This is a genomic window from Streptomyces sp. NPDC096046 (genome assembly GCF_040303285.1).
GTDB lineage: Bacteria > Actinomycetota > Actinomycetes > Streptomycetales > Streptomycetaceae > Streptomyces.
This window is the reverse complement of sequence record NZ_JBEOSZ010000023.1, coordinates 102,215-125,605: the sequence shown is the minus strand read 5'-3', so window position 1 is coordinate 125,605 and position 23,391 is coordinate 102,215. Positions and strand designations below refer to the sequence as shown.

General features: G+C 72.2%; 22 protein-coding genes and 1 pseudogene. 12 read left to right on the top strand and 11 right to left on the bottom strand.

From position 1 onward, the window contains the following. Positions 1 to 87, top strand: a pseudogene (locus ABTX62_RS21340) (aminotransferase class V-fold PLP-dependent enzyme); the annotation flags it as partial. A gap of 48 nt (positions 88 to 135) precedes the next feature. Here ABTX62_RS21340 and ABTX62_RS21335 read toward each other — a convergent pair. Further along, a complete protein-coding gene (locus tag ABTX62_RS21335) occupies positions 136 to 1,383 on the bottom strand; it encodes a L,D-transpeptidase (protein ID WP_352117628.1) in 1,248 nt (415 codons plus the stop codon). 284 nt (positions 1,384 to 1,667) lie between these two features. After that, positions 1,668 to 1,997, bottom strand: coding sequence for a hypothetical protein (locus ABTX62_RS21330; RefSeq protein WP_352117627.1), 330 nt, complete (start codon positions 1,995 to 1,997; stop codon positions 1,668 to 1,670). A 109-nt stretch (positions 1,998 to 2,106) separates the two neighbouring features. On the opposite strand from ABTX62_RS21330, the gene ABTX62_RS21325 reads away from it, so the two are divergent. Further along, complete coding sequence (locus ABTX62_RS21325; protein WP_283969375.1) at positions 2,107 to 2,421, top strand: hypothetical protein; 315 nt, start codon at positions 2,107 to 2,109, stop codon at positions 2,419 to 2,421. A gap of 45 nt (positions 2,422 to 2,466) precedes the next feature. On the opposite strand, the gene hutH is transcribed toward ABTX62_RS21325, so the two are convergent. From hutH to ABTX62_RS21310, 3 genes are all read right to left on the bottom strand, one after another. Further along, a complete protein-coding gene (gene hutH / locus ABTX62_RS21320; protein WP_352117637.1) occupies positions 2,467 to 4,005 on the bottom strand; it encodes a histidine ammonia-lyase in 1,539 nt (512 codons plus the stop codon). Between the two features lie 124 nt (positions 4,006 to 4,129). Beyond that, positions 4,130 to 5,281 (bottom strand): GGDEF domain-containing protein, encoded by a 1,152-nt coding sequence (locus ABTX62_RS21315; protein WP_352117626.1) that lies wholly within the window; start codon positions 5,279 to 5,281, stop codon positions 4,130 to 4,132. A gap of 90 nt (positions 5,282 to 5,371) precedes the next feature. Beyond that, complete coding sequence (locus tag ABTX62_RS21310; protein WP_352117625.1) at positions 5,372 to 6,172, bottom strand: enoyl-CoA hydratase/isomerase family protein; 801 nt, start codon at positions 6,170 to 6,172, stop codon at positions 5,372 to 5,374. Between the two features lie 233 nt (positions 6,173 to 6,405). Between ABTX62_RS21310 and ABTX62_RS21305 the strand changes: the two genes are divergently transcribed. Next, a complete protein-coding gene (locus tag ABTX62_RS21305) occupies positions 6,406 to 7,089 on the top strand; it encodes a hypothetical protein (protein WP_352117624.1) in 684 nt (227 codons plus the stop codon). An 18-nt stretch (positions 7,090 to 7,107) separates the two neighbouring features. Here ABTX62_RS21305 and ABTX62_RS21300 read toward each other — a convergent pair whose 3' ends face one another. Further along, entirely contained in the window at positions 7,108 to 8,214 is a 1,107-nt protein-coding gene (locus tag ABTX62_RS21300) for an adenylate/guanylate cyclase domain-containing protein (protein ID WP_283969371.1), read from the bottom strand. Positions 8,215 to 8,554: 340 nt separating this feature from the next. Further along, on the bottom strand, positions 8,555 to 9,421 hold the full coding sequence (locus ABTX62_RS21295) for a biotin--[acetyl-CoA-carboxylase] ligase (RefSeq protein ID WP_352117623.1): 867 nt from the start codon (positions 9,419 to 9,421) through the stop codon (positions 8,555 to 8,557). A 110-nt stretch (positions 9,422 to 9,531) separates the two neighbouring features. On the opposite strand from ABTX62_RS21295, the gene ABTX62_RS21290 reads away from it, so the two are divergent. From ABTX62_RS21290 to ABTX62_RS21275, 4 genes are all read left to right on the top strand, one after another. Continuing rightward, positions 9,532 to 11,136 carry an acyl-CoA carboxylase subunit beta gene (locus ABTX62_RS21290; protein WP_352117622.1) on the top strand — a complete coding sequence of 535 codons (1,605 nt, stop codon included), beginning with the start codon at positions 9,532 to 9,534 and terminating at the stop codon, positions 11,134 to 11,136. A gap of 25 nt (positions 11,137 to 11,161) precedes the next feature. Then, positions 11,162 to 11,371 (top strand): acyl-CoA carboxylase epsilon subunit, encoded by a 210-nt coding sequence (locus tag ABTX62_RS21285; protein WP_031132777.1) that lies wholly within the window; start codon positions 11,162 to 11,164, stop codon positions 11,369 to 11,371. Between the two features lie 84 nt (positions 11,372 to 11,455). Next, positions 11,456 to 11,584: a morphogenic membrane protein MmpB gene (mmpB, locus tag ABTX62_RS21280; RefSeq protein WP_107062905.1), complete on the top strand. Its 129-nt coding sequence runs from the start codon at positions 11,456 to 11,458 to the stop codon at positions 11,582 to 11,584. Positions 11,585 to 11,616: 32 nt separating this feature from the next. Next, entirely contained in the window at positions 11,617 to 12,237 is a 621-nt protein-coding gene (locus ABTX62_RS21275) for a Maf family protein (RefSeq protein WP_352117621.1), read from the top strand. Here the strand turns inward: ABTX62_RS21275 and ABTX62_RS21270 are convergent. After that, entirely contained in the window at positions 12,206 to 12,646 is a 441-nt protein-coding gene (locus ABTX62_RS21270) for a hypothetical protein (protein ID WP_352117636.1), read from the bottom strand. The genes ABTX62_RS21275 and ABTX62_RS21270 overlap by 32 nt on opposite strands. Positions 12,647 to 13,050: 404 nt before the next feature. On the opposite strand from ABTX62_RS21270, the gene ABTX62_RS21265 reads away from it, so the two are divergent. Beyond that, on the top strand, positions 13,051 to 14,823 hold the full coding sequence (locus ABTX62_RS21265) for an acetyl/propionyl/methylcrotonyl-CoA carboxylase subunit alpha (RefSeq protein WP_352117620.1): 1,773 nt from the start codon (positions 13,051 to 13,053) through the stop codon (positions 14,821 to 14,823). A 377-nt stretch (positions 14,824 to 15,200) separates the two neighbouring features. On the opposite strand, the gene ABTX62_RS21260 is transcribed toward ABTX62_RS21265, so the two are convergent. Then, positions 15,201 to 16,175: a DeoR/GlpR family DNA-binding transcription regulator gene (locus ABTX62_RS21260; RefSeq protein WP_352117619.1), complete on the bottom strand. Its 975-nt coding sequence runs from the start codon at positions 16,173 to 16,175 to the stop codon at positions 15,201 to 15,203. Positions 16,176 to 16,341: 166 nt separating this feature from the next. Further along, positions 16,342 to 17,790, bottom strand: a complete 1,449-nt coding sequence (locus ABTX62_RS21255) for an NAD(P)H-quinone dehydrogenase (protein WP_283969365.1) — start codon at positions 17,788 to 17,790, stop codon at positions 16,342 to 16,344. A gap of 97 nt (positions 17,791 to 17,887) precedes the next feature. Between ABTX62_RS21255 and ABTX62_RS21250 the strand changes: the two genes are divergently transcribed. The 3 genes from ABTX62_RS21250 to ABTX62_RS21240 all read left to right on the top strand — a co-directional run bounded on the left by ABTX62_RS21250 (position 17,888) and on the right by ABTX62_RS21240 (position 21,264). Then, positions 17,888 to 18,325 (top strand): gamma-glutamylcyclotransferase family protein, encoded by a 438-nt coding sequence (locus ABTX62_RS21250; RefSeq protein ID WP_352117618.1) that lies wholly within the window; start codon positions 17,888 to 17,890, stop codon positions 18,323 to 18,325. Between the two features lie 105 nt (positions 18,326 to 18,430). Next, the gene (locus ABTX62_RS21245; protein WP_352117617.1) at positions 18,431 to 19,255 is read left to right on the top strand and encodes a purine-nucleoside phosphorylase; all 825 of its coding nucleotides are present in this window, start codon (positions 18,431 to 18,433) and stop codon (positions 19,253 to 19,255) included. Positions 19,256 to 19,626: 371 nt separating this feature from the next. Continuing rightward, positions 19,627 to 21,264, top strand: a complete 1,638-nt coding sequence (locus tag ABTX62_RS21240) for a phospho-sugar mutase (RefSeq protein WP_352117616.1) — start codon at positions 19,627 to 19,629, stop codon at positions 21,262 to 21,264. Positions 21,265 to 21,608: 344 nt separating this feature from the next. On the opposite strand, the gene ABTX62_RS21235 is transcribed toward ABTX62_RS21240, so the two are convergent. Beyond that, positions 21,609 to 22,325: a PH domain-containing protein gene (locus ABTX62_RS21235; protein WP_352117615.1), complete on the bottom strand. Its 717-nt coding sequence runs from the start codon at positions 22,323 to 22,325 to the stop codon at positions 21,609 to 21,611. A 101-nt stretch (positions 22,326 to 22,426) separates the two neighbouring features. Here ABTX62_RS21235 and deoC point away from each other — a divergent pair, with 101 nt between their 5' ends. Continuing rightward, positions 22,427 to 23,389, top strand: coding sequence for a deoxyribose-phosphate aldolase (gene deoC / locus ABTX62_RS21230; RefSeq protein ID WP_352117614.1), 963 nt, complete (start codon positions 22,427 to 22,429; stop codon positions 23,387 to 23,389). Positions 23,390 to 23,391: the final 2 nt, after the last annotated feature.

Below are 23,391 nucleotides of genomic sequence, written 5' to 3'. Positions count from 1 at the left end.
CTCGGCGACATCCATCCGCACGACGTGGGCCAGGTCCTCGACGAGCAGGGCATCGCGGTCCGGGTCGGACACCACTGCGCCCACCCCCCCGGCGGGGGTGGGCGGCGGCCTTTCGTCAGTGGGACCGGCGAGTGGTCAGACCGCCGAACCGGCCTTCCAGTCGGCCCAGTTCATGTTCCAGCCGTTGAGGCCGTTGTCCGGCGCGATCGTCTTGTCGCCGGTGTTCTCGACGACCACGACGTCACCGATGAGCGAGTTGTTGTAGAACCACGCGCCCGGCGTGTTCGGGTCGTCGGCGCCCTTGGCGTCCTGCAGGCCCACGCAGCCGTGGCTGGTGTTCGCGCTGCCGAAGATGGACTTCGCGCCCCAGTAGTTGCCGTGGATGAACGTGCCGGAGCTGGAGAGGCGGATGGCGTGCGGCACGTCCTTGATGTCGTACTCGCCCTTGCCGTCGTCGTCCGTGAAGCCCACGGTCGCGCCGTTCATGCGCGTCTCCTTGAACTTCTCGGACATCACCATGACGCCCTCGTAGGTCTTGTTCTCGGGCGAGCCGGCGGAGATCGGGATCGTGCGGACGACCTTGCCGTCCTGCGTGATCTTCATCTGCTTGGTCTTCGCGTCGACGTACGAGACCTGGTTGCGGCCGATCTTGAAGGTGACCGTCTTCTGCTGGACGCCGAAGACGCCCTTGGCTCCCTCGACGCCGTCGAGCGCGAGCTTCAGCGTGACGGTGGAGCCTTCCTTCCAGTAGTCCTCGGGCCGGCAGTCCATGCGGTTGGCGTTGAACCAGTGGCAGGCGACCTCCTGGCCGCTGGTCGTGCTGACCTCGATGCCCTTCTGGACGGCCGCCTTGTTGGTGATCGCCTTGTCGAAGTTGATCGAGACCGGCATGCCGACGCCCACGGTGGTGCCGTCGTCCGGCGTGAAGTTGCCGATGAAGCTGTTGGCCGGGGAGACCGTGGTGAACGAGGCGTTCTCGTGGGCGACGCGGCCCTCGGAGTCCTTCGCCTCGGCCGCCAGCTTGTACGTGGTGGACCGCTCCAGCTGGGTGGTGGGCTTCCAGCTGGTCTTGTCGGCGGATATCTGGCCGCTGACCTCGGTGCCCTCCGACGTCGTCATCTTCACGTCCGTGAGCGTGCCCTTGCTCACGGTGACGGCGGCGGAGTTGTTGATGGAGGCGTTGTCGGAACCGTCCTCGGGCGTGATCTTGATCTGGGCCTCGGAGGTCTTCTTCGCCGCCGCCTCGTCGACCTTCGACTGGGAGCTGTCGCCTCCGTCGCTCCCGGCGCCCTCGTCGCCTCCGGAGCAGGCCGAGAGCATCAGCACTCCGCCGAGCAGTGCGGACGCGACCGTCAGGCCCTTGCGCCGCTTACTGACCGTCATCACACGCTTCTCCATCGTTGCCTAATTCCCCAAACCCCGAGTGCGCCCGCCGCACCTGAGCGCCCCCGCCCACTCTGAGTGCCCCCGTCGGAACCCATGAGTCCTTCGTCCGGAACGTTCAACGCTACGACCGGTTCGCCCGGTTCCCCAGATCGCGCAGGTGTGGGGATCACCACGTCCGTGACGGACGGTGCCGGTCGATACAGGTGCGGTCGATGCGCCGCTTGAGACGCGAAGACCCCCGGCGGCGGTTGCCGCCCGGGGCCACGAATTTCCCGAACAGCTCAGCCGTCGTTGCCGTCGCCATCATCCTCGTCGAGGTCCCACTCCGGCGAGTCGGGGTCGTAGTCGATCCGCTCGCTGCTCCAGGAGGCCTGCTGGAGCTCGACCCCCGGCACCTGGCTGACCAGGTCGAACGGGTCCACGAGGTACGCCAGGGCCTCCGCCGTGTCTTCCGTCACAGCACCCTCGGCGTGGGTTCGTTCCGCCGCCGGCATCTCTGCGTCGTCCGCGATCCGGCGCAGCGCGGCCTTGGTGACCGCGTCCGCGTCGTCGACCTCGAGAACGACTTCGACTCGAACCCGTACAAAACGTGATGTCTCTGGAGTGCTCATGGCGCGAGCGTACGTCCAGGTCCTCCCGTGACTTTCCCGTGACCCGCGACTTTCACTAACATCGCCCCACACGGCCAATTCGCCAGCGCCACAAGGGGATCGATATTCCGTGTCATCCGCTCGCCGTCCGTTGCTGACCGCCACCGCCGCGGCGTCCCTGCTGGGCGCCCTGTGGTTCGTCCCGTCCGCGAACGCGACGTCGGACTCGCCGGTGAGAGACGCGGTCTCGACGAGCCCGTCGCCGCAGGTCACGGAACAGGCTCGGATCGCGGCCACGACCGCGGACGCCTCCGTCACCGGCACCCGTCTCGCCGACACCGGCAGCTTCGACAGCACGCCGTACGTGATCGGCGGGACCTTCTGCCTGACGCTGGGCGCCGGATTCGTCGTGTACTCGGTCCGCCGGGAGCGGCTCGGTCTCTGACGGTCGTTGACGCGGGGCCCCGCCGACGACAGGGCCCCTGCCGCCCTACTGGAGCGGCCCGGTGACCTTCTCCACGGCGGCCAGCAACCGCCCGTCCCGCACGAACGCGTCCGCCGCGGCGAGGTCGGGGGCGAGGAACCGGTCCGGCCCGGCGCCCTGGACTCCCGCCTCCCGTACGGCGTCGATGACCGCCCGTGTCGCGGGTGCCGGGGTCAGCCCCTCGCGCAGCTCGACGGCGCGCGTGGCGGCGTAGAGCTCGATGGCGATGACGCGAGTGAGGTTGTCGACGGCCGTGCGCAGCTTGCGCGCCGCCGACCAGCCCATCGAGACGTGGTCCTCCTGCATGGCGGAGGACGGGATCGAGTCGGCCGACGCGGGTACGGCGAGCCGCTTCAGTTCGCTCACCAGCGCGGCCTGTGTGTATTGAGCGATCATCAGGCCCGAGTCCACACCAGGGTCGTCGGCGAGGAACGGCGGCAGGCCGTGGCTGCGGTTCTTGTCGAGCAGCCGGTCGGTACGCCGCTCGGCGATGGAGCCGAGATCGGCGGCGGCGATGGCGAGGAAGTCCAGCACGTAGGCGACGGGCGCCCCGTGGAAGTTGCCGTTGGACTCGACCCGGCCGTCGGGCAGGACCACGGGGTTGTCCACGGCGGACGCCAGCTCGCGGTCGGCGACCAGCCGGGCGTGGGTCATGGTGTCCCGCCCGGCGCCGGCGACCTGCGGGGCGCAGCGCACCGAGTAGGCGTCCTGGACGCGCGGGGCGTCGTCCTGGTGGTGCCCGGTCAGGCCCGACCCCTTCAGCACCGCCAGCATGTTGGCGGCGCTGGCGGCCTGCCCCGGGTGCGGGCGGATGGCGTGCAGTTCGGGGGCGAGGACCTTGTCGGTGCCGAGCAGGGCCTCCAGGGACAGGGCGGCGGTGACGTCTGCGGACCGGTAGAGCGTCTCCAGGTCGGCCAGGGCCATCACCAGCATGCCGAGCATGCCGTCGGTGCCGTTGAGAAGGGCGAGGCCCTCCTTCTCGCGCAGTGCGACCGGCTGGATGCCGTGAGCGGCGAGGAGTTCGGCGGCCGGGCGCACGACACCGTCGGGGCCCTCGGCGTCGCCCTCGCCCATGAGCGCCAGCGCGCAGTGGGACAGCGGCGCGAGGTCGCCGGAGCAGCCGAGGGAGCCGTACTCGTGCACGACCGGGGTGATCCGGGCGTTGAGGAGGTCGGCCATGGTCTGCGCGACCTCGGGCCGGACGCCGGTGTGTCCGGAGCAGACGGTTTTGAGCCGCAGGAACATCAGGGCGCGGACGACTTCGCGCTCCACGGCCGGACCCATCCCGGCGGCGTGCGAGCGGACGATGTTGCGCTGGAGCCGAGCGCGCAGGTCCGGGCTGATGTGCCGGGTCGCCAGGGCACCGAAGCCGGTGCTCACGCCGTACACGGGGTCCGGCTTGGCCGCCAGCGCGTCCACGATCTCGCGGGCCGCGGCGAGGGCGGCCACGGCCTCCTCGGAGAGCTCGACGCGGGCACCGCCGCGTGCCACGGCGAGCACGTCGGACGCGGTCACCCCAGAGGTCCCCACCACCACAGTGTGCATATCCATATTCAGGAGCGTACGCAGTGAATTCGATGATGTCACCACTGGGGGCGGCGTTCACCCCTTACCGAATGCGTCACACCATCCGGTCACCGCATGCGTCACGCCGTCCGGCCCGCCGGAGTCAGGGCGTGTGCCGGCCCCTGAACCTCCGGCGCTCACCGCCCGCCTCCTGGGACGGCTGGTCCGCCAGCCGCACCACGGGGTCGTCCGGCCCGGCCCGCCCGGCCACGACCGGCCTGTTCGCCCGCTCGGCCTTGGCCCGGTACTGGGCGGCGTCGGCCAGACGGAAGAGCCGCCGGGCGGAGCGCACGGGACCGATCGGATCCTCCGTGGACGCGACCCCGCAGGCCACGCCGTCTCCGAGCTCCAACTCGGCGGCCCGGCGGCACAGTTCGCCGGCCGCTTTCACGACCTGGTCGGCGGGCGGCCCGACCGCGAGCAGACAGAACTCGTCCCCGCCGAGCCGCGCCGCCAGCGCCCCGGGCACCATGGCCCCGCACAGCGACAGCACCGAGCCGAACCGCTCCAGGAGCCGGTCACCGGCGGCGTGCCCGTGGGTGTCGTTGACCCGCTTGAGCCCGTTCAGATCGCAGACGACGAGACTGACGACGGCGCCGTCACCGCGATGCCGCTCGATCGCCTGCTCCAGGCGCACGTCCACGGCACGCCGGTTGGCGAGTCCGGTGAGGGAGTCGGTGAAGGCGAGCCGCCGGACCTCCTCCAGCCGCTCGGTCTGGGCGATACCGGCGGCCACGACGGAGGCCAGGACGGTGGCGAAGTCGGCGTCACCCCGGCCGAAGACGGCTTCACCGGCCGGACGGGCGACGTACAGCTCGCCCCAGGCCCGCCCGTGCAGCACGATGGGCGCGACCACGCAGCAGCCGCGGCCCCGGCGCCGCAGGGCGGCCACCCGCTGATGGCAGTACCCGGGCCGCCGCCCGGCCGCGGGCCCCTGGGCGGTCTCCACCCACGCGTCGGGCTCCCCGCCACCGGCCCACTGCTCGTGCAGGAACTCGGTGATCTCCGCGAACTGGTGCACCGGATAGGCCTCGTCCTCGGGGAACTCCTCCTCCCCCTCGGCCAGCTCGCCGACGTTCACGAGGACCCTCAGCCGCCCGAGCTCCCGCTCCCACACCGACAGCGCGGCGAAGCTCCCGCCCAGGGCCCGGCACGCCCCGGTGGCCGCCGCACGCCACGCCTCACGCGACCCGTGCGCGGCCGCCATCCCCTGAGCCAATGCGACGACGGCCGCCAGCCGTCTGTCCTCACCCATCACTCCAGGCTAGGGAGTTTCCAGCCAGACTGACCTGTTTACGACGCGAACGGGGACGACCTGTTCGGCCCGGGCCGGGGCTCCCGCTCCCTACTCCCCCGGCCACTGCGGCGTGCGCCGCTCGTTGAAGGCCGCGACGCCCTCCGCCCGGTCCCCCGAGAACGCCGTGGCCCGCCACGCCGCGTCCTCAACCTCGAGCCCGGCCCGCAGATCCAGCCCCTGCCCGAGCCGCAGCGCCCGCTTCGCCGCGCGGAGCCCCACCGGCGAGTTCCCGGCGATCCGGGCCGCCAGTGCCAGCGCCTCCTCGCGGTCCCGTCCTTCCTGGACCACCTGGTCGACCAGCCCCAGCTCCCCCGCCTCCTCGGCCTCCACCCGCCGCGCGGAGAAGATCAGCTCGGCCGCCCGGGCCGCCCCGACCCGTCGCGGCAGCAACTGCGTCCCCCCGCCCCCGGGGATCACCCCGACCGAGACCTCCGGCAGCCCCACCACGGCCGTCCGGTCCGCCACGATCACGTCACACGCCAGAGCCAGCTCGAATCCGCCGCCGAGCGCGAACCCGTGCACCGCCGCCACCGTCGGCACCGGCAGCTCCAGCACCCCGGTGTACGCCCCCCGCGTCACCGGCCGCTGCCGCAGCAGATCCGCGTCGCTGAACGAGTTCCGCTCCTTCAGGTCGGCCCCCACGCAAAAGGCCCGCTCGTGCGTCGAGGTGAGCACGACCGCCCGGACGTCCCGGTCCTCCCCCAGGGCCGCGCAGGCCCCGGCGACGGACCGCGCCATCTGGGTCGACACCGCGTTCATGGCCTTGGGCCGGTCGAGGACGAGCTCCGCGACATGCCCCTGCTCGTGCCGCCGCACCAGCACGAACTCCCCGAACCGTTCCTCACTCATGACACCCTCCGGTTAACGCGGGTTAACAAGGTCGACGCCCAGATCATCGCAGCCGCGCCCCACCCGCGAAAGGCCGGACGCATCCGGTTCCCCCTCCACCCCCCGCCCACCCGTTCGAGTGACATCACCCCAACTCCGGCCCAACCGCCCATGGGAGCGCATAGCGTGCGTCCGCCACGGCGTACAGGGGGCGCGGGTGCGTCGGGGAGGGACCGTTTCGGGGAGGGGCCGTGATGACGACGAACACGCAGGCGAGGCCACGAGACATCGGGAGCACCACGGCGCCCCATCGGCGTGAGCCGCCCGTGCCCGTCGAGCCGGACCCGGCCGAGAACGGGCCCTTCGCTCCGCGCGTCCGGGGCCGGCACCGCAAGCCCCGTCCCCGCAAGGTCCTGCTCGCCGTCGGCGGCCTTGCCCTCGCCCTCGCCACCGGCGCCCTGAGCCTCCTGCGCCTGGCCTCCGGTCCGGACGCCGACGCCGGTCCGGTCGGGGCCGGGCCCCGCCCGGACCCGGTCTCCACCGCCCCCGATGACGCCACCCACAGCGCCGCGACCTTCCCGGCCGCACCCGAGGCGAGCCCCTCGTCGCCCACGCCCCTGGGCGACCTGACCCCGCCCCCGGCCACCGAGCGGCCCCAGCCGCCTGCCTCCGCCCCGACCGGCACCTCCGTGGGCGCCGCGGTCACCGGCCCCGCACCCACGACCATTCCCGACACGCCGAACACCCGGGGCCCGGCCCCGGCGCCGACGGCGTCGCAGGGCGATGCCCCGCACCCGGCACCGACCCCGTCCGCACGGCCGAGCAGGACCGCGCCCACCCCGGAACCGCGGCCCGAGGCGCCCGCGCAGCCGCGGGACCCGGGCCTGTGCGTGCCGGTCATCGGCCTCTGCGTGGACTCGCCCCTCGGCCGCCGGTGACGCCCCACGGGCAAGCGGCTACGGCGCGCCGTCCCGCCGGGTGAGCAGCCATGGCTCCACGACGCCCAGCCCACGCACGGGCCGCTGCCACATCGGCTGGAGCCCGAACCGGTACACGGGGGGCTCCTCGCCCTCCTTCTCCGCCGCCGCGGCCTCCTCGGCCGCCTCCGCCTCCGAGGTCGGGGCGTCCTGCGTACGGATCAGCTCCTCGGCGAAGGCGGTGTCGACCAGGACGGCGTCCTTGGGAGCTATCGAGGTGAGCCGGGAGGCCAGGTTCACCGTCGTACCGAACACATCACCCATTCGGGTGGTCACCGTGCCGAACGCCATGCCGACCCGCAGTTCCGGCATCGTCTCGTCGTGCGCCATGGTCTCGATCAGCCGCAGGGCGATCTCGGCGGCCGTGCCCGCGTCGTCGGCGGCGTACAGCACCTCGTCACCGAGGGTCTTGATCAGCCGTCCGCCGTTGGCGGCCACGAGGTCGGCGGCCGTGGTCTCGAAGGCCTCGACCAGCTCGCCGAGCTCCTCCTCCTCCATGCGGCGGGTCAGCCGCGTGAAACCGACCAGGTCGGCGAAGCCGACGGCGAGGCGCCGGTCGACCATCTCCTCGTCGTCGGCCGCCTGCACGACCCGTCCGGCCGACGCGGCGAGCTGCCGGCGCCAGACGTAGACCAGGAACTCCTCCAGCTCGGGCAGGAGCAGCTCGACGATCGGGTAGGTCACCTCGGTGCGGGTCATGCCGGGCTCGGGCGGCTCGGTCAGCCCTTCCAGGAAGGAGTCGATCTGCCACTCGGCGAGCCGCGCGGTGGTCTGCCCCGTGGACCGGGCCACCTGCACGGCCATCGCCTCACTCAGCAGCCCCGCCTCGACGAGACCGGCCAGACGCCGCAGCGCGAGGACGTCCGCCTCGGTCAGGGCCTTGGCCTGGCCGATGTCGGCGAAGCCCATGGCCCGCCAGAAGCGGGAGGCCAGCTCCATGGAGACGCCGGCGCTGCGGGCCGCCTGAAACGGGGTGTAGCGGCGCTCGGCGCCCAGGATGAGCCCTTCGAGGCGCAGGGCGAGCGGATCCTCGCCGGAGTCGGCGCCCTGCGCGTCCTCGCCGGAACCCGAGTCGTCGACGGTCACGCGTGTTGCCCTTCCGATCTGTCACGGTCATGTATCGACCGGCCTCAACTCTACGGCAGGTGTGCGCCAGCTCACTCCGTGAGGGCCGCCGGGGGGTGAGGCACCCGGTGTTGCAGGCAACTCGACGTCTGTGCCGCTGCCCCCGGAGGGATCCGCCCCCCTGGACGCCCGATCGGCCTGAACGGCCTCGTCCTCGATCGCCGGACGGGCCGGCGGCACCTGGCCCGCACCCCGCTCGGGCACACTCCCGCTGAGCTGCGAGGACGCATGCCGCTGGTGGTGGCCTGCTGGGCGCGGCGGCACTCTGCCCCACCGTGTCGCGGGCCCACTCGCCCTCAGCTCACGCCGGTCTCAGGTGCACGATGTCCCCGGCGCCGACCGGCTCCTGCACGCCCTCCTCGGTGGCGAGCACCAACCGCCCGTCCCCGTCCACGGCCACCGCTTCCCCCACAACCGCCCGATCCCCCGGCAGCTCCGCTCGCACCACGCGCCCGAGCGTCGCGCAGCCGGCCGCATAGGCCTCGTGCAACCCGCAGACCCCCGCGTCGCCCTCGGCGGCACGCCACTTGCCGTACCAGTCCTCCAGCGAGCGCAGCGCGCCCCGCAGCAGCGGGTCCCGGTCCGTGCTCACCGCCCCGGCCAGCCCCAGCGACCCCGCCGTCGGCACGGGCAGCTCGTCGTCCTTCAGCGAGACGTTGACGCCGACCCCGATGACCACCCCGCCGTCGCCGGCCCGCTCGGCCAGGATCCCGCCGGCCTTGCGTTCGGCTCCCCCCACCGTGACCAGCAGATCGTTCGGCCACTTCAGGGCCGTGTCGACGCCCGCCGCCCGGGACAGCCCCGTCGCCACCGCGACCCCGGCCAGCAGCGGCAGCCATCCCCAGCGCGCCACCGGCACCTCGCTCGGCGTGAGCAGGACGGAGAAGAAGAGGCCGGAGCGGGGCGGTGCCGTCCACCGCCGGTCGAGGCGGCCGCGGCCCTCCGTCTGCTCCTCGGCGACCAGCACCGCGCCCTCGGCCGCCTCGCCCTTCGCTGCCCGGGCCACCAGATCGGAGTTGGTGGAGCCGGTGCGCTGCACCAGGTCCACCTCCGACCACAGCCCTCCCTGCCGTACCAGACCCCGGCGCAGGGCGGTGATGTTGAGGGGCGGACGGTCCAGGTCCGACCACCGGCTTCCGTTCGGCTCTGATGCATCTCGCGGCGTCATGCAAGCCACCCTAGGTGTGGTAAACGCCGCACTGCCGATGCGGAGGCACCCCACTACTCTACGGATGAGTAACCGTCCCCCCTTTTGAGCAGGCAGGGAGCCGCATCCCGATGTCCGAGCCGGAAGAGCAGCAGCAGCCCGACATTCACACGACCGCGGGCAAGCTCGCGGATCTGAAGCGACGCATCGAGGAAGCGACACACGCCGGCTCCGCACGTGCCGTCGAGAAGCAGCACGCCAAGGGCAAGCTGACAGCCCGTGAGCGGATCGAGCTCCTGCTCGACGAGGGCTCGTTCGTCGAACTCGACGAGTTCGCCCGGCACCGCTCCACCAACTTCGGCCTCGACCAGAACCGCCCGTACGGCGACGGGGTCGTCACCGGGTACGGCACCGTCGACGGCCGCCCGGTCGCCGTGTTCTCCCAGGACTTCACCGTCTTCGGCGGTGCCCTCGGCGAGGTGTACGGCCAGAAGATCGTCAAGGTCATGGACTTCGCCCTGAAGACCGGCTGCCCGGTCATCGGCATCAACGACTCCGGGGGCGCACGCATCCAGGAGGGTGTGGCCTCGCTGGGCGCCTACGGCGAGATCTTCCGCCGCAACACCCACGCCTCCGGCGTGATCCCGCAGATCAGCCTGGTCGTCGGGCCGTGCGCGGGCGGCGCGGTCTACTCCCCGGCCATCACCGACTTCACGGTCATGGTCGACCAGACCTCGCACATGTTCATCACCGGCCCCGACGTCATCAAGACCGTCACCGGCGAGGACGTGGGCTTCGAGGAGCTGGGCGGCGCGCGGACCCACAACGCGACCTCGGGAGTCGCCCACCACATGGCGGGCGACGAGAAGGACGCCATCGAGTACATCAAGCAGCTGCTGTCGTACCTGCCGTCCAACAACCTCTCCGAGGCCCCGGTCTTCGCGGAGGAGGCGGACCTGGAGGTCGGCGACGAGGACCGCGAGCTGGACGTGATCGTCCCGGACAGCGCGAACCAGCCGTACGACATGCACACGGTGATCGAGCACGTCCTGGACGACGCCGAGTTCTTCGAGACGCAGCCGCTGTACGCGCCGAACATCGTCACCGGGTTCGGCCGGGTCGAGGGCCACCCGGTGGGCATCGTCGCCAACCAGCCGATGCAGTTCGCCGGCTGCCTGGACATCAAGGCCAGCGAGAAGGCCGCCCGCTTCGTACGGACCTGCGACGCCTTCAACGTCCCGGTGCTCACCTTCGTCGACGTCCCCGGCTTCCTGCCCGGCGTCGACCAGGAGCACGACGGCATCATCCGCCGCGGCGCCAAGCTGATCTACGCCTACGCCGAGGCGACCGTCCCGCTCATCACGATCATCACGCGCAAGGCCTTCGGCGGCGCCTACGACGTCATGGGCTCCAAGCACCTGGGCGCCGACCTCAACCTCGCCTGGCCCACGGCCCAGATCGCCGTCATGGGCGCCCAGGGCGCGGTCAACATCCTGCACCGCCGCACCATCGCCGAGGCCGAGGCGGCCGGGGAGGACCTGGAGGCGGTCCGGGCGCGGCTCATCCAGGAGTACGAGGACGCCCTCCTCAACCCCTACGTCGCGGCCGAGCGCGGTTACATCGACGCCGTGATCCTGCCCTCCGAGACCCGCCGGCACGTCGTACGGGGGCTGCGTCAACTGCGTACGAAGCGGGAATCCCTGCCTCCGAAGAAGCACGGCAACATCCCCCTCTAGCCCGCAGCGAGCCCAGGAGGCCCACATGACGATCAAGGTCGTACGGGGCAACCCGACCCCGGAGGAGCTGGCCGCCGCCCTGGCGGTGGTCAGGGCCCGCGCCGCGGCGGCAGCGGCGACGCCGCCCGGCGCGCCGGCCACCCGCGACTCCTGGTCCGACCCGTCCCGCATCGCGGCCCACCGCCTGCCCCAGCCGGGGCCGGCGGCGTGGGGCCGCACCTACTGGCCAGGATGAGACCGGCCGGGTGAAGCAACGCGGGGCGCCGATTTGAGTACCCCTACTCAGGCGCCCCGCCGGGCCAGGCCGCACGCTGGGGTCATGCTGTGGTCCGACCCCGAGAACGAGCCGCCCGAGGAACTGCGCGACACGCAGGACATGCTGCGGCGGCTGAGCGTTCTCCTGGCCCTGGCCATGGTCCTGGCGATGATCGTGATCGGCGTGAGGTGAGACGCCCGGGGTGACGCCGATACGCTGAACGCATGACAGATCAGCCGCGTCGCCGACTCGTCCTCGCCTCCCAGTCCCCCGCCCGGCTCGGACTGCTCCGCCAGGCCGGCCTCGCCCCCGAGGTGATCGTGAGCGGCGTCGACGAGGACGCCGTCACCGCCCCCACCCCCGCCGAGCTCGCGCTGGCCCTGGCCGAGGCGAAGGCCTCCGTCGTGGCGGCCCGGCCACAGACCAAGGGCGCGCTCGTGATCGGCTGCGACTCGGTGCTCGACCTGGACGGCGAGGCTCTCGGCAAGCCCGCGGACGCCGAGGAGGCCACCGCCCGCTGGAAGGCGATGCGCGGCCGGGCCGGCACCCTGCAGACCGGCCACTGCGTCTACGACACGCTCACCGGCCGCTACGTGTCCGCCACCGCCTCCACGGTCGTCCACTTCGGCGAGCCCACCGACGAGGAGATCGCCGCCTACGTCGCCTCCGGCGAACCCCTCTACGTCGCCGGGGCGTTCACCCTGGACGGCCGCTCGGCCCCGTTCATCGACGGCATCGACGGCGACCACGGCAACGTCATCGGCATCAGCCTGCCCCTGGTCCGGCGGCTGCTGGCCGAACTGGGCGTCGGCATCACGGAGTTGTGGGCGCCGGCGGAGAAGTGACGGGGGACCCGTCGCCGGTCTTGCCGCCCCCGGGCACGGCGTCCGCGGGCTCGGCCGGGCGGTCGTACGTCATCAGCAGCAGCACGACCAGGGCGAGCACCAGCATCATGAACAGGAACGCGGGCCAGCCGACGAGGCCCCAGGTGAACGCGCCCAGCACCCCGTGCACGACGGCCGCGCTGATCAGCAGCACCCGCCCGAAGCCCGCCGGGGGCCGGTCCCGCAGCGCCACCAGCAGGACGACCAGGCCGCACAGCGCGAAGTAGAGGCCGAAGACGATCCCGCCGATCTTCGACGACACCGACATCATGTGGGGGTCCAGCCCGGCCAGCGACATGTCCTGGCGGTCGACGACGACTCCCAGGAACCAGTTGAGGGCCGCGACGCCGATCGCCTCGCAGAACAGCATCGCCGCCACGACCCACGCCACCGGCCTGCGTATCACCGGGCCCACCCTCTTCCCTCTGAAGACATCGCGAACGCTACATGGGGGCACCCCCTGCTCCTTTGAGCTTGGGGGACGGTAAACCGGGGGACAAGGGTCCGGCAGCGCGCAAAGAATCATTGGGCCATTCGTAGGGACTCGACAAAGAAACCGAGTGGCCCGCAGCACGTGATGACAGAGACCTTGACCACAGGAGACGGCTAGGGTTTCCCGCAGGAATACTGCGTACCGCGGTGCGACAAGGGATTACGCGGGTCGAGCGAGCCACGCATCACGCTCCGTGTGGGCAAGCTCACCACTGGGGACGGGTCGTAGTGCCGTGTCGGCAGTCCCTAAACTCGGCTTGTTTCAAGGAGGGAGCCTCAATCGTGCGCAAGGTGCTCATCGCCAACCGTGGCGAAATCGCTGTCCGCGTGGCCCGGGCCTGCCGGGATGCCGGTATCGCGAGCGTGGCCGTCTACGCCGACCCGGACCGGGACGCTCTGCATGTCCGCGCGGCGGATGAGGCGTTCGCCCTGGGCGGTGACACCCCGGGCACCAGCTACCTCGACATCGAGAAGGTGCTCAACGCCGCCCGCGAGTCGGGCGCGGACGCGATCCATCCCGGCTACGGCTTCCTCTCGGAGAACGCCGAGTTCGCGCAGGCGGTCCTGGACGCGGGCCTGATCTGGATCGGCCCGCCGCCGCAGGCGATCCGCGACCTCGGCGACAAGGTCGCCGCCCGGCACATCGCGCAGCGCGCCGGTGCCCCGCTGGTGGCGGGCACGCCCGACCCGGTGTCCGGCGCCGACGAGGTCGTCGCGTTCGCGGAGGAGCACGGCCTGCCGATCGCCATCAAGGCCGCCTTCGGCGGTGGCGGTCGTGGTCTGAAGGTCGCCCGCACCCTCGAAGAGGTGCCGGAGCTGTACGACTCGGCGGTCCGCGAGGCCGTCGCCGCCTTCGGCCGGGGCGAGTGCTTCGTCGAGCGGTACCTGGACAAGCCCCGGCACGTGGAGACCCAGTGCCTGGCCGACCAGCACGGCAACGTGGTGGTCGTCTCCACCCGTGACTGCTCCCTCCAGCGCCGGCACCAGAAGCTGGTGGAGGAGGCCCCGGCGCCCTTCCTGTCCGAGGCGCAGGTGGAGCAGCTGTACTCGGCCTCCAAGGCGATCCTGAAGGAGGCCGGCTACGTCGGCGCCGGCACGGTCGAGTTCCTCGTCGGCCTCGACGGCACGATCTCCTTCCTCGAGGTCAACACCCGTCTCCAGGTGGAGCACCCGGTCACCGAGGAGGTCGCCGGGATCGACCTCGTACGCGAGATGTTCCGCATCGCCGACGGCGAGGAGCTCGGCTACGGCGACCCGGAGCTGCGCGGCCACTCCTTCGAGTTCCGCATCAACGGCGAGGACCCGGGCCGCAACTTCCTCCCGGCTCCCGGCACGGTCACGACGTTCGCCCCGCCGTCCGGCCCGGGTGTCCGCCTGGACGCGGGGGTGGAGTCCGGCTCGGTCATCGGCCCGGCGTGGGACTCTCTGCTGGCGAAGCTGATCGTCACCGGCCGCACCCGCAAGGAGGCCCTCCAGCGGGCCGCCCGCGCGCTGGAGGAGTTCCAGGTCGAGGGCATGGCGACGGCGATCCCGTTCCACCGCGCGGTGGTGAGGGACCCGGCGTTCGCGCCCGAGCTCACGGACTCGACCGAACCGTTCACGGTGCACACCCGCTGGATCGAGACGGAGTTCGTCAACGAGATCAAGCCGTTCACCGCACCGGCCGACGCGGAGGCGGACGAGGAGCCGGGCCGCGAGACGGTCGTCGTCGAGGTCGGTGGCAAGCGCCTGGAGGTCTCCCTGCCGTCGTCGCTGGGCATGTCCCTGGCCCGTACGGGTCTCGCGGCGGGCGCCAAGCCGAAGCGCCGCGCGGCGAAGAAGTCGGGCCCCGTGGCGTCCGGTGACACCCTCACCTCCCCGATGCAGGGCACCATCGTCAAGGTCGCCGTGGAGGAGGGCCAGGAGGTCAAGGAGGGTGACCTGATCGTCGTCCTGGAGGCCATGAAGATGGAGCAGCCCCTGAACGCGCACAGGTCGGGCACCATCAAGGCGCTGAGCGCGGAGATCGGCGCGTCGGTGACGTCGGGCGCGGCGATCTGCGAGATCAAGGACTGACGTCCCACCCCTGGCGCGGCGCCCACCCCTCGGGGTGGGTCGGGGCCGCGCCGGGGGTGTCCGTCCTCGGAACGGCGCGATGGGATGGGGTAGCGACTCACTCCCCGTCGACGCGCCAACCGCTGCGGGCGGACACCCCCGACACGGCCCCTCGCGTCGTCCGGCGGGTGCGGGTCGCCCGGGCTGCGGGCGATCGTGCCGCCAAGGGCAGCCGGACGGGGCGCAGGCGGCACCCCGGTCCCCGCAGCCCGCGGGCATGCCTGCCGCCCGGGGGGGCGCGGGCGGCACCCCGTTCCGCTGGGCTGCGGACCCAGGGCCGGCCTCAGCGGCAACGCGGGGGCGTGAAAAAGCAACCGCGGCTCAATCCACCGTCGGCGTCAACGCCGCCGCATGTCAGCCACCCGTGCCCGCTCCGCCGCAGGCCCCTGTTCACCCAGCATCGAGGCGGACCGCAACTGGCCCCCGGCCCCCGGCGCCTGCCGTCGAGGCCCGGGCAACGGCACATCCCGGCGCTGCTGGCGCGCCGGGAGGGAGTCACCCCCCGGGCCCCCCGCCCCGGCAGAGCCCCCTTGCCCCCCGGCGACGGCGATCTGCACGCCCTGGTCGGCGAGCGCCTGGAGTTCCGTGGCGGCACGGTCGTCATGCGCGGGCGGCTCGTCCGTGACGAGGCGTGTGATGAGATCCGTCGGCACGGTCTGGAACATGGTGTCGGTGCCGAGCTTGGTGTGGTCGGCGAGCACGACGACCTCCGCCGCGGCCTGCACCAGCGCCCGGTCGACGGACGCCGACAGCATGTTGGACGTGGACAGCCCGCGTTCGGCGGTCAGCCCGCTCCCGGACAGGAACGCCCGTGACACCCGCAGCCCGTGCAGGGACTGCTCCGCACCACTCCCGACCAGGGCGTAGTTCGAACCGCGGAGCGTACCGCCGGTCATCACGACCTCGACCCGGTTGGCATGGGCCAACGCCTGGGCGACGAGGAGGGAGTTGGTGACGACGGTGAGCCCGGGCACCCGGGCGAGCCGGCGGGCCAGCTCCTGGGTCGTCGTACCCGCCCCGACCACGATCGCCTCCCCCTCTTCCACGAGATTCGCGGCGAGGTCGGCGATGGCGGTCTTCTCGGCGGTCGCGAGATGAGACTTCTGCGGAAAGCCGGACTCTCGCGTGAAACCGCCCGGCAATACCGCACCGCCGTGCCGGCGGTCGAGGAGTCCTTCTGCCTCCAGCGCGCGCACGTCCCGCCGTACGGTCACTTCGGAGGTCTGGACGACGCGGGCGAGCTCACGGAGCGACACGGCCCCGTTCGCTCGCACCATTTCGAGGATCAATTGGCGACGTTCTGCAGCGAACACGAAACTGACAGTAACGCCAGCGACCGTCTGCTTTCAGCAGTTTGCGCTGAATAGCAGAAGATGTTCGCACCGAGCAGCGGGGAGTGGTATAGAAGCCCAGTCCCGCCGCCTATGCCGTACGCATGGTCGAACACTCCCCGTGACCAGGGAGGAACCGGTTTCGGCCTCAGCCCTCGCCGCTCTCCTTGCGGGTGTGCAACTGCCGCGCCACCTCGGCGATCGAGCCCGACAGGGAGGGGTAGACGGTGAAGGCCTTCGCGATCTGTTCGACTGTCAGATTGTTGTCGACCGCGATCGAGATGGGGTGGATCAGTTCCGAGGCACGCGGCGCCACGACGACACCGCCCACCACGATGCCCGTGCCGGGCCGGCAGAAGATCTTGACGAAGCCGTCGCGGATGCCCTGCATCTTCGCGCGCGGGTTGCGCAGCAGCGGCAGCTTCACGGACCGGGCGTCGATCTTCCCGCCGTCGACGTCGGCCTGGGTGTAGCCGACGGTGGCGATCTCCGGGTCGGTGAAGACGTTCGACGAGACCGTCTTCAGGTTCAGCGGGGCCACGGCGTCGCCCAGGAAGTGGTACATGGCGATGCGGCCCTGCATGGCGGCCACGGAGGCGAGGGCGAACACGCCGGTCACGTCACCGGCCGCGTACACGCCCGGAGCGGTCGTGCGCGAGACCTTGTCGGTCCAGATGTGACCGGACTCGCGCAGCCGGACCCCGGCCTCCTCCAGCCCCATGCCCGCGGTGTTGGGCACGGCTCCGACGGCCATGAGGCAGTGCGACCCGGTGATGACCCGCCCGTCGGAGAGGGTCACCTCGACCCGGTCCCCGACCCGCTTGGCGGACTGCGCCCGGGTGCGCCCCATGACGTTCATGCCGCGCCGCCGGAAGACGTCCTCCAGCACGGCGGCGGCGTCCGGGTCCTCGCCCGGCAGCACGCGGTCGCGCGACGACACCAGCGTCACCCTGGACCCCAGCGCCTGGTAGGCGCCGGCGAACTCGGCACCCGTCACACCCGACCCGACCACGATCAGCTCCTCCGGGAGCTCGTCGAGGTCGTACACCTGGGTCCAGTTCAGGATCCGCTCGCCGTCGGGCAGGGCGTCGGGCAGCTCACGGGGGTGTCCGCCGGTGGCGATGAGCACGGCGTCAGCCGTCAGCGTCTCCTCGCTCCCGTCGGCGGTGCGCACCACGACCTTGCGCGACCCGTCGAGCGCCTGCATGCCCTCCAGCCGCCCGCGCCCGCGCATGACACGCGCCCCCGCACGGGTCACGGAGGCGGTGATGTCGTGCGACTGGGCGAGCGCCAGCCGCTTCACACGCCGGTTGACCTTGCCCAGGTCCACGCCCACCACCCGGGCGGCCTGCTCGATGTGCGGGGTGTCGTCGGCCACGATGATCCCCAGCTCCTCGTAGGAGGAGTCGAAGGTGGTCATCACCTCGGCCGTGGCGATCAGGGTCTTCGACGGCACGCAGTCGGTGAGCACCGACGCCCCGCCCAGACCGTCGCAGTCCACGACGGTCACCTCCGCGCCGAGTTGAGCGGCCACCAGGGCCGCTTCGTATCCGCCGGGTCCGCCACCGATGATCACGATCCGAGTCACGTACTCCATTGTCCCGCACCGCTCGCGGTGCCACCGCCCCGGGGCCCCGCCGCTGCGCCGGTTGTTACGACAGTGACGCCGGGGTCGCCTGCCGTACCCTTCCCCCATGTCGCTCTACGCCGCGTACGCCGGCAACCTCGACGCGCGGCTGATGTCCCGCCGCGCCCCGCACTCGCCGCTGCGCGCCACCGGCTGGCTGAACGGATGGCGACTGACCTTCGGCGGCGAGCACATGGGCTGGGAAGGCGCACTGCCCACGATCGTGGAGGACCCGTTCTCCCAGGTCTTCGTCTCCCTGTACGACATCGCCCCGATGGACGAGGAGTCCCTCGACCGCTGGGAGGGCGTGGGCCTCGACATCTACCGCCGTACGCGCGTACGGGTCCACACCCTGGACGGTGAGGAATCGGCCTGGGCCTTCGCCCTGAACGCCTACGAGGGCGGCCTGCCCTCCGCCCGCTACCTGGGCGAGATCGCCGACGCCGCCGAGTCGGCCGGCGCCCCGCACGACTACGTGATGGAGCTCCGCAAGCGCCCCTGCTGACGGCCGCCGTCCGCTCCCCTTCGTCGGAAACGACAAGACAACGATCGCCACCCCGTGAGCTCTGCCATCTACGCGCGTAGGCTTTCACCGGCTACCCTCTTCGGCGTGAACGCATCTCTTCTTCCGGACGACATCCAGGGCGACCCCCACACCGCCGCCGACGCCGCCGCGGCCCGCCTGCGCGAACTGACGGGCGCCGAGACCCACGACGTCGCCCTCGTGATGGGCTCCGGCTGGGCCCCGGCCGTGGACGCCCTGGGCGCCCCCGAGGCCGAGTTCCAGGTCACCGAGCTCCCCGGTTTCCCGCCGCCGGCGGTGGAGGGCCACGGTGGCAAGATCCGCTCGTACCGGATCGGCGACAAGCGCGCCCTGGTCTTCCTGGGCCGTACGCACTACTACGAGGGCCGCGGGGTGGCAGCGGTCGCCCACGGCGTCCGTACCGCGGTCTCGGCCGGCTGCAAGACGGTCGTCCTCACCAACGGCTGCGGCGGGCTGCGCGAGGGCATGCGCCCCGGCCAGCCGGTCCTCATCAGCGACCACATCAACCTCACCGCCACCTCCCCCATCATCGGCGCGAACTTCGTCGACCTGACCGACCTGTACTCCCCGCGCCTGCGGGCCCTGTGCAAGGAGGTCGACGCCACGCTGGAGGAGGGCGTCTACGCCCAGTTCCCCGGCCCGCACTACGAGACCCCGGCCGAGATCCGCATGGCCCGCGTCATCGGTGCGGACCTGGTGGGCATGTCGACGGTCCTGGAGGCGATCGCCGCGCGCGAGGCGGGCGCCGAGGTCCTGGGCATCTCCCTGGTCACCAACCTCGCCGCGGGCATGACGGGCGAGCCCCTGAACCACGAAGAGGTCCTCCAGGCGGGCCGCGACTCCGCGACGCGGATGGGCTCACTACTGACGCAGGTCCTGGGCCGCCTGTAAGCACCGGGCACCACTGCTCAGGCGGGGTGCCGCTGCGCCCGCCCTCCCTCAAGCTCTCGGCTCCGTTCGAGCAGGGGGACCACCATCGCCCTCAGCGGCACGACTGCCCGCAGCTGAGCGGGACCACCGCGCCGCCGCACCCGCGCACGCACGGAAGGGGACGTGTCGGGGGGTGTCCGCCCGCAGCGGTTGGCGCGCCAACGGACGGTCAGTCGGTATCCGACCCCATCGCGCCGTTCCGAGGACGGACACCCCCCGGCGCGGCCCCGACCCACCGCACCCGGGCAGGCGGCCCCGCGCACCCCCACGGCCCCGCACAGACCGCCGCAGGCACCCCGGCACCACCCACAACCGAGAGGCTGACACCGACCGTGCACGACGAACTCATCGCACAGGCCCAGGCGTGGCTCACCGAGGACCCCGACCCGGAGACCCGCACCGAGCTCGCCCGCCTCATCGACGCCGGAGACCACACGGAACTCGCCGCGCGCTTCGGCGGCACCCTGCAGTTCGGCACCGCCGGCCTGCGCGGTGAACTCGGCGCCGGTCCGATGCGCATGAACCGCTCGGTCGTCATCCGCGCCGCCGCGGGTCTCGCCGCCTACCTCAAGAAGCAGGGGCACGACAACGGCCTCGTGGTCATCGGCTACGACGCCCGCCACAAGTCGCACGACTTCGCCCAGGACACCGCCGCCGTCATGACCGGCGCCGGCCTGCGCGCGGCGATCCTCCCCCGCCCCCTGCCGACCCCCGTGCTCGCCTTCGCGATAAGGCACCTCGGCGCGGTCGCGGGCGTGGAGGTCACGGCCAGCCACAACCCGCCCCGCGACAACGGCTACAAGGTCTACCTCGGCGACGGCTCGCAGATCGTCCCCCCGGCGGACATCGACATCGCGGCGGAGATCGCCGCGGTCCCGTCCCTCACCACCGTCCGGCGCCCCACCGAAGGCTGGGACATCCTCGACGACAGCGTCCTCGACGCCTACCTCGCCCGCACGGACGCCGTCCTGTCCGAGGGCTCCCCCCGCACCGCCCGCACGGTGTACACGGCGATGCACGGCGTCGGCAAGGACGTCCTCCTGGCCGCCTTCGCCCGCGCCGGCTTCCCGGAACCGGTCCTCGTCACCGAGCAGGCCGAGCCCGACCCGGACTTCCCGACCGTCGCGTTCCCCAACCCGGAGGAGCCCGGCGCGATGGACCTGGCCTTCGCCACGGCACGCGCCGCCGCAACCGCCCCGGACCTGATCATCGCCAACGACCCGGACGCGGACCGCTGCGCCGTCGCCGTGCAGGACGGCACCGACTGGCGCATGCTGCGCGGCGACGAGGTCGGCGCCCTGCTCGCCGCCCATCTGGTCCGCCGCGGAGCGACCGGCACCTTCGCGGAGTCGATCGTCTCGTCGTCCCTCCTCGGCCGGATCGCCGAGAAGGCGGGACTCCCCCATGTCGAGACCCTCACCGGCTTCAAGTGGATCGCCCGCGCCGAGGGCCTGCGCTTCGGCTACGAGGAGGCCCTCGGCTACTGCGTCGACCCGGACGGCGTGCGCGACAAGGACGGCATCACGGCCGCTTTGCTGATCACGGAACTCGCCTCCCGGCTCAAGGAGGAGGGCCGCACACTCCTCGACCTGCTGGACGACCTGGCGGTGGAGCACGGCCTGCACGCGACGGACCAGCTCTCGGCCCGCGTGGAGGATCTCTCCCTCATCACCGCCGCGATGCGCCGCCTGCGCGAACAGCCCCCGACGGAACTGGCCGGCCTGCCGGTCACCGGCACCGACGACCTCACCCGGGGCACGGCCGATCTCCCGCCCACGGACGGTCTGCGCTACACCCTCGACGGCGCCCGGGTGATCGTCCGCCCGAGCGGCACGGAGCCGAAGCTGAAGTGCTACCTGGAGGTCGTGATCCCGGTCGGGTCCCACGAGGATCTCCCCGCGGCCCGCGCGAAGGCGACGGCGCTGCTGGAGTCGATCAAGCGAGGCCTGTCGGCCGCGGCGGGCATCTGAGGCCGAGGCCCCGCACCACCGCCCCCTGCCGACGACTCAGGAACTCTTCCGGGCGGCCTCCCGCCGCTGCCGCTTGCCGAGAGGCGCCTGGGAGAGGTCCTCGGCGGAGAGGCCGGAGCCCGCACCCCGGACCGAGAGGCCGCAGCCCGCACCCGGACCGGAAAGCCGCAGCCCCGCCCCAGACCGAGGGACCGAAGCCACGGCCCACGGGTGTCGGTCCCCGACCCAGGGCCTCGGCCCCGCCCACGGCGTCGGTCCCCGACCAAAGGCCCCGCCCCAAGGCCTCGGCCACGACGTCGGTCCCCGGCCCCGTCAGCCCGCAGCCCCGTCAGCCCGCGACCCCGTCAGCCCGCCGCCACCAGGATCAGCACCAGCACAGCCCCCGCGACCGCCGGCGCCAGCACCTCGTAGGCCCACCGCACGGCCACCTCGCCCCGTGCCGACTCCGCCTCGTGCCGCGCCTCGCGCAGCGCCCGCAGTTCGTCCATGATCCGGTCGGTCTCCGCCCGGACGGGCCCGTCCGACATCGGCTCCCGGCTCAGGCCGTGTCCCAGCCCCGCGGTCATGCCGAGCGCGCTGCCGCGGCTCTCGTCCCGCCCCGTCTCCCGCCCCATCTCGCGTCGCGCCTGCGCCGTCGCGCGCATTTCACGCCGCGCGGCCTTCTTGCGCGCACGCAGCGAGACCGGCACGGCCCACAGCTGGTACTTCGCACCGGACTCGGTGAGGACCTCGTTCGAGTACGACGAGCGCAGCGAGGCGACCTGCCCCCAGGGCAGGACGATGAGGCGGAAGGGGTTGCGGATCCGCAGTCGGTCGTCGCCCGCGTACACCGCGGGCCGCAGGGTGAAGGCGACGACCAGCGGCACGACGAGCAGCAGCACGGCGAGCGCCAGCCACGGTGTGCGCCCGTCCCCGGAGAGCACCGCGTCGATACCGAGCCACCCGGCGATGGCGAGCAGCATCACACCGCCGGCGATGGCCGGGACCGACCGGTACACCCGGTCCGGGGACTCGGGCTCCGGAGGCTGCGGCGCGGGCGACTGGGACTCGGGGCTCGTCATGTCTCGATTCTGCCGGACCGGTCCCGCCGGTCCGGCATCCACCCGGGCAAACCGGAGGGCTGTACAGCCGCTACGCGCGTAGATATGCTCGTCTGGTGACCATGCCCAGTTCTGCACTCACCGCAGCTCACCCCCTCAAGGACGTCGCCGCGTCCGACAGCGCGCTGCGCCGCTTCCTCCACGGGCTCCCCGGCGTCGACGCGGTCGGGCTCGAAGGCCGGGCGGCCTCCCTCGGCACGCGTTCGATCAAGACCACCGCGAAGGCGTTCGCCATCGACCTGGCCATCTCGATGGTCGACCTGACGACGCTGGAAGGCGCGGACACCCCGGGCAAGGTCCGGGCACTCGGCGCGAAGGCGGTCAAGCCCGACCCGACGGACCGTACGGCGCCCGCCACGGCGGCGGTGTGCGTCTACCCCGACATGGTGGCCGTGGCCAAGGAGGCCGTCGCCGGCTCCGGTGTGAAGGTCGCCTCGGTGGCCACGGCGTTCCCGGCGGGCCGCGCCGCGCTCGACGTCAAGCTGGCCGACGTGCGCGACGCCGTCACCGCCGGCGCGGACGAGATCGACATGGTCATCGACCGCGGGGCGTTCCTCTCAGGTCGATACCTCAAGGTGTACGACGAGATCACCGCCGTGAAGGAGGCCTGCGGGGCCTCCGCGCGCCTGAAGGTCATCTTCGAGACGGGCGAGCTCTCGACGTACGACAACATCCGCCGCGCGAGCTGGCTCGGGATGCTGGCGGGCGCGGACTTCATCAAGACGTCCACCGGCAAGGTCGCCGTCAACGCGACCCCGGCGAACACCCTGCTCATGCTGGAGGCGGTGCGCGACTTCCGTGCGCAGACCGGCATCCAGGTCGGTGTGAAGCCGGCCGGCGGCATCCGGACCTCCAAGGACGCCATCAAGTTCCTCGTGCTGGTCAACGAGACGGCGGGCGAGGACTGGCTGGACAACCACTGGTTCCGCTTCGGCGCCTCCTCGCTGCTGAACGACCTGCTGATGCAGCGCCAGAAGCTGGCCACCGGCCGCTACTCCGGCCCCGACTACGTGACGGTGGACTGATC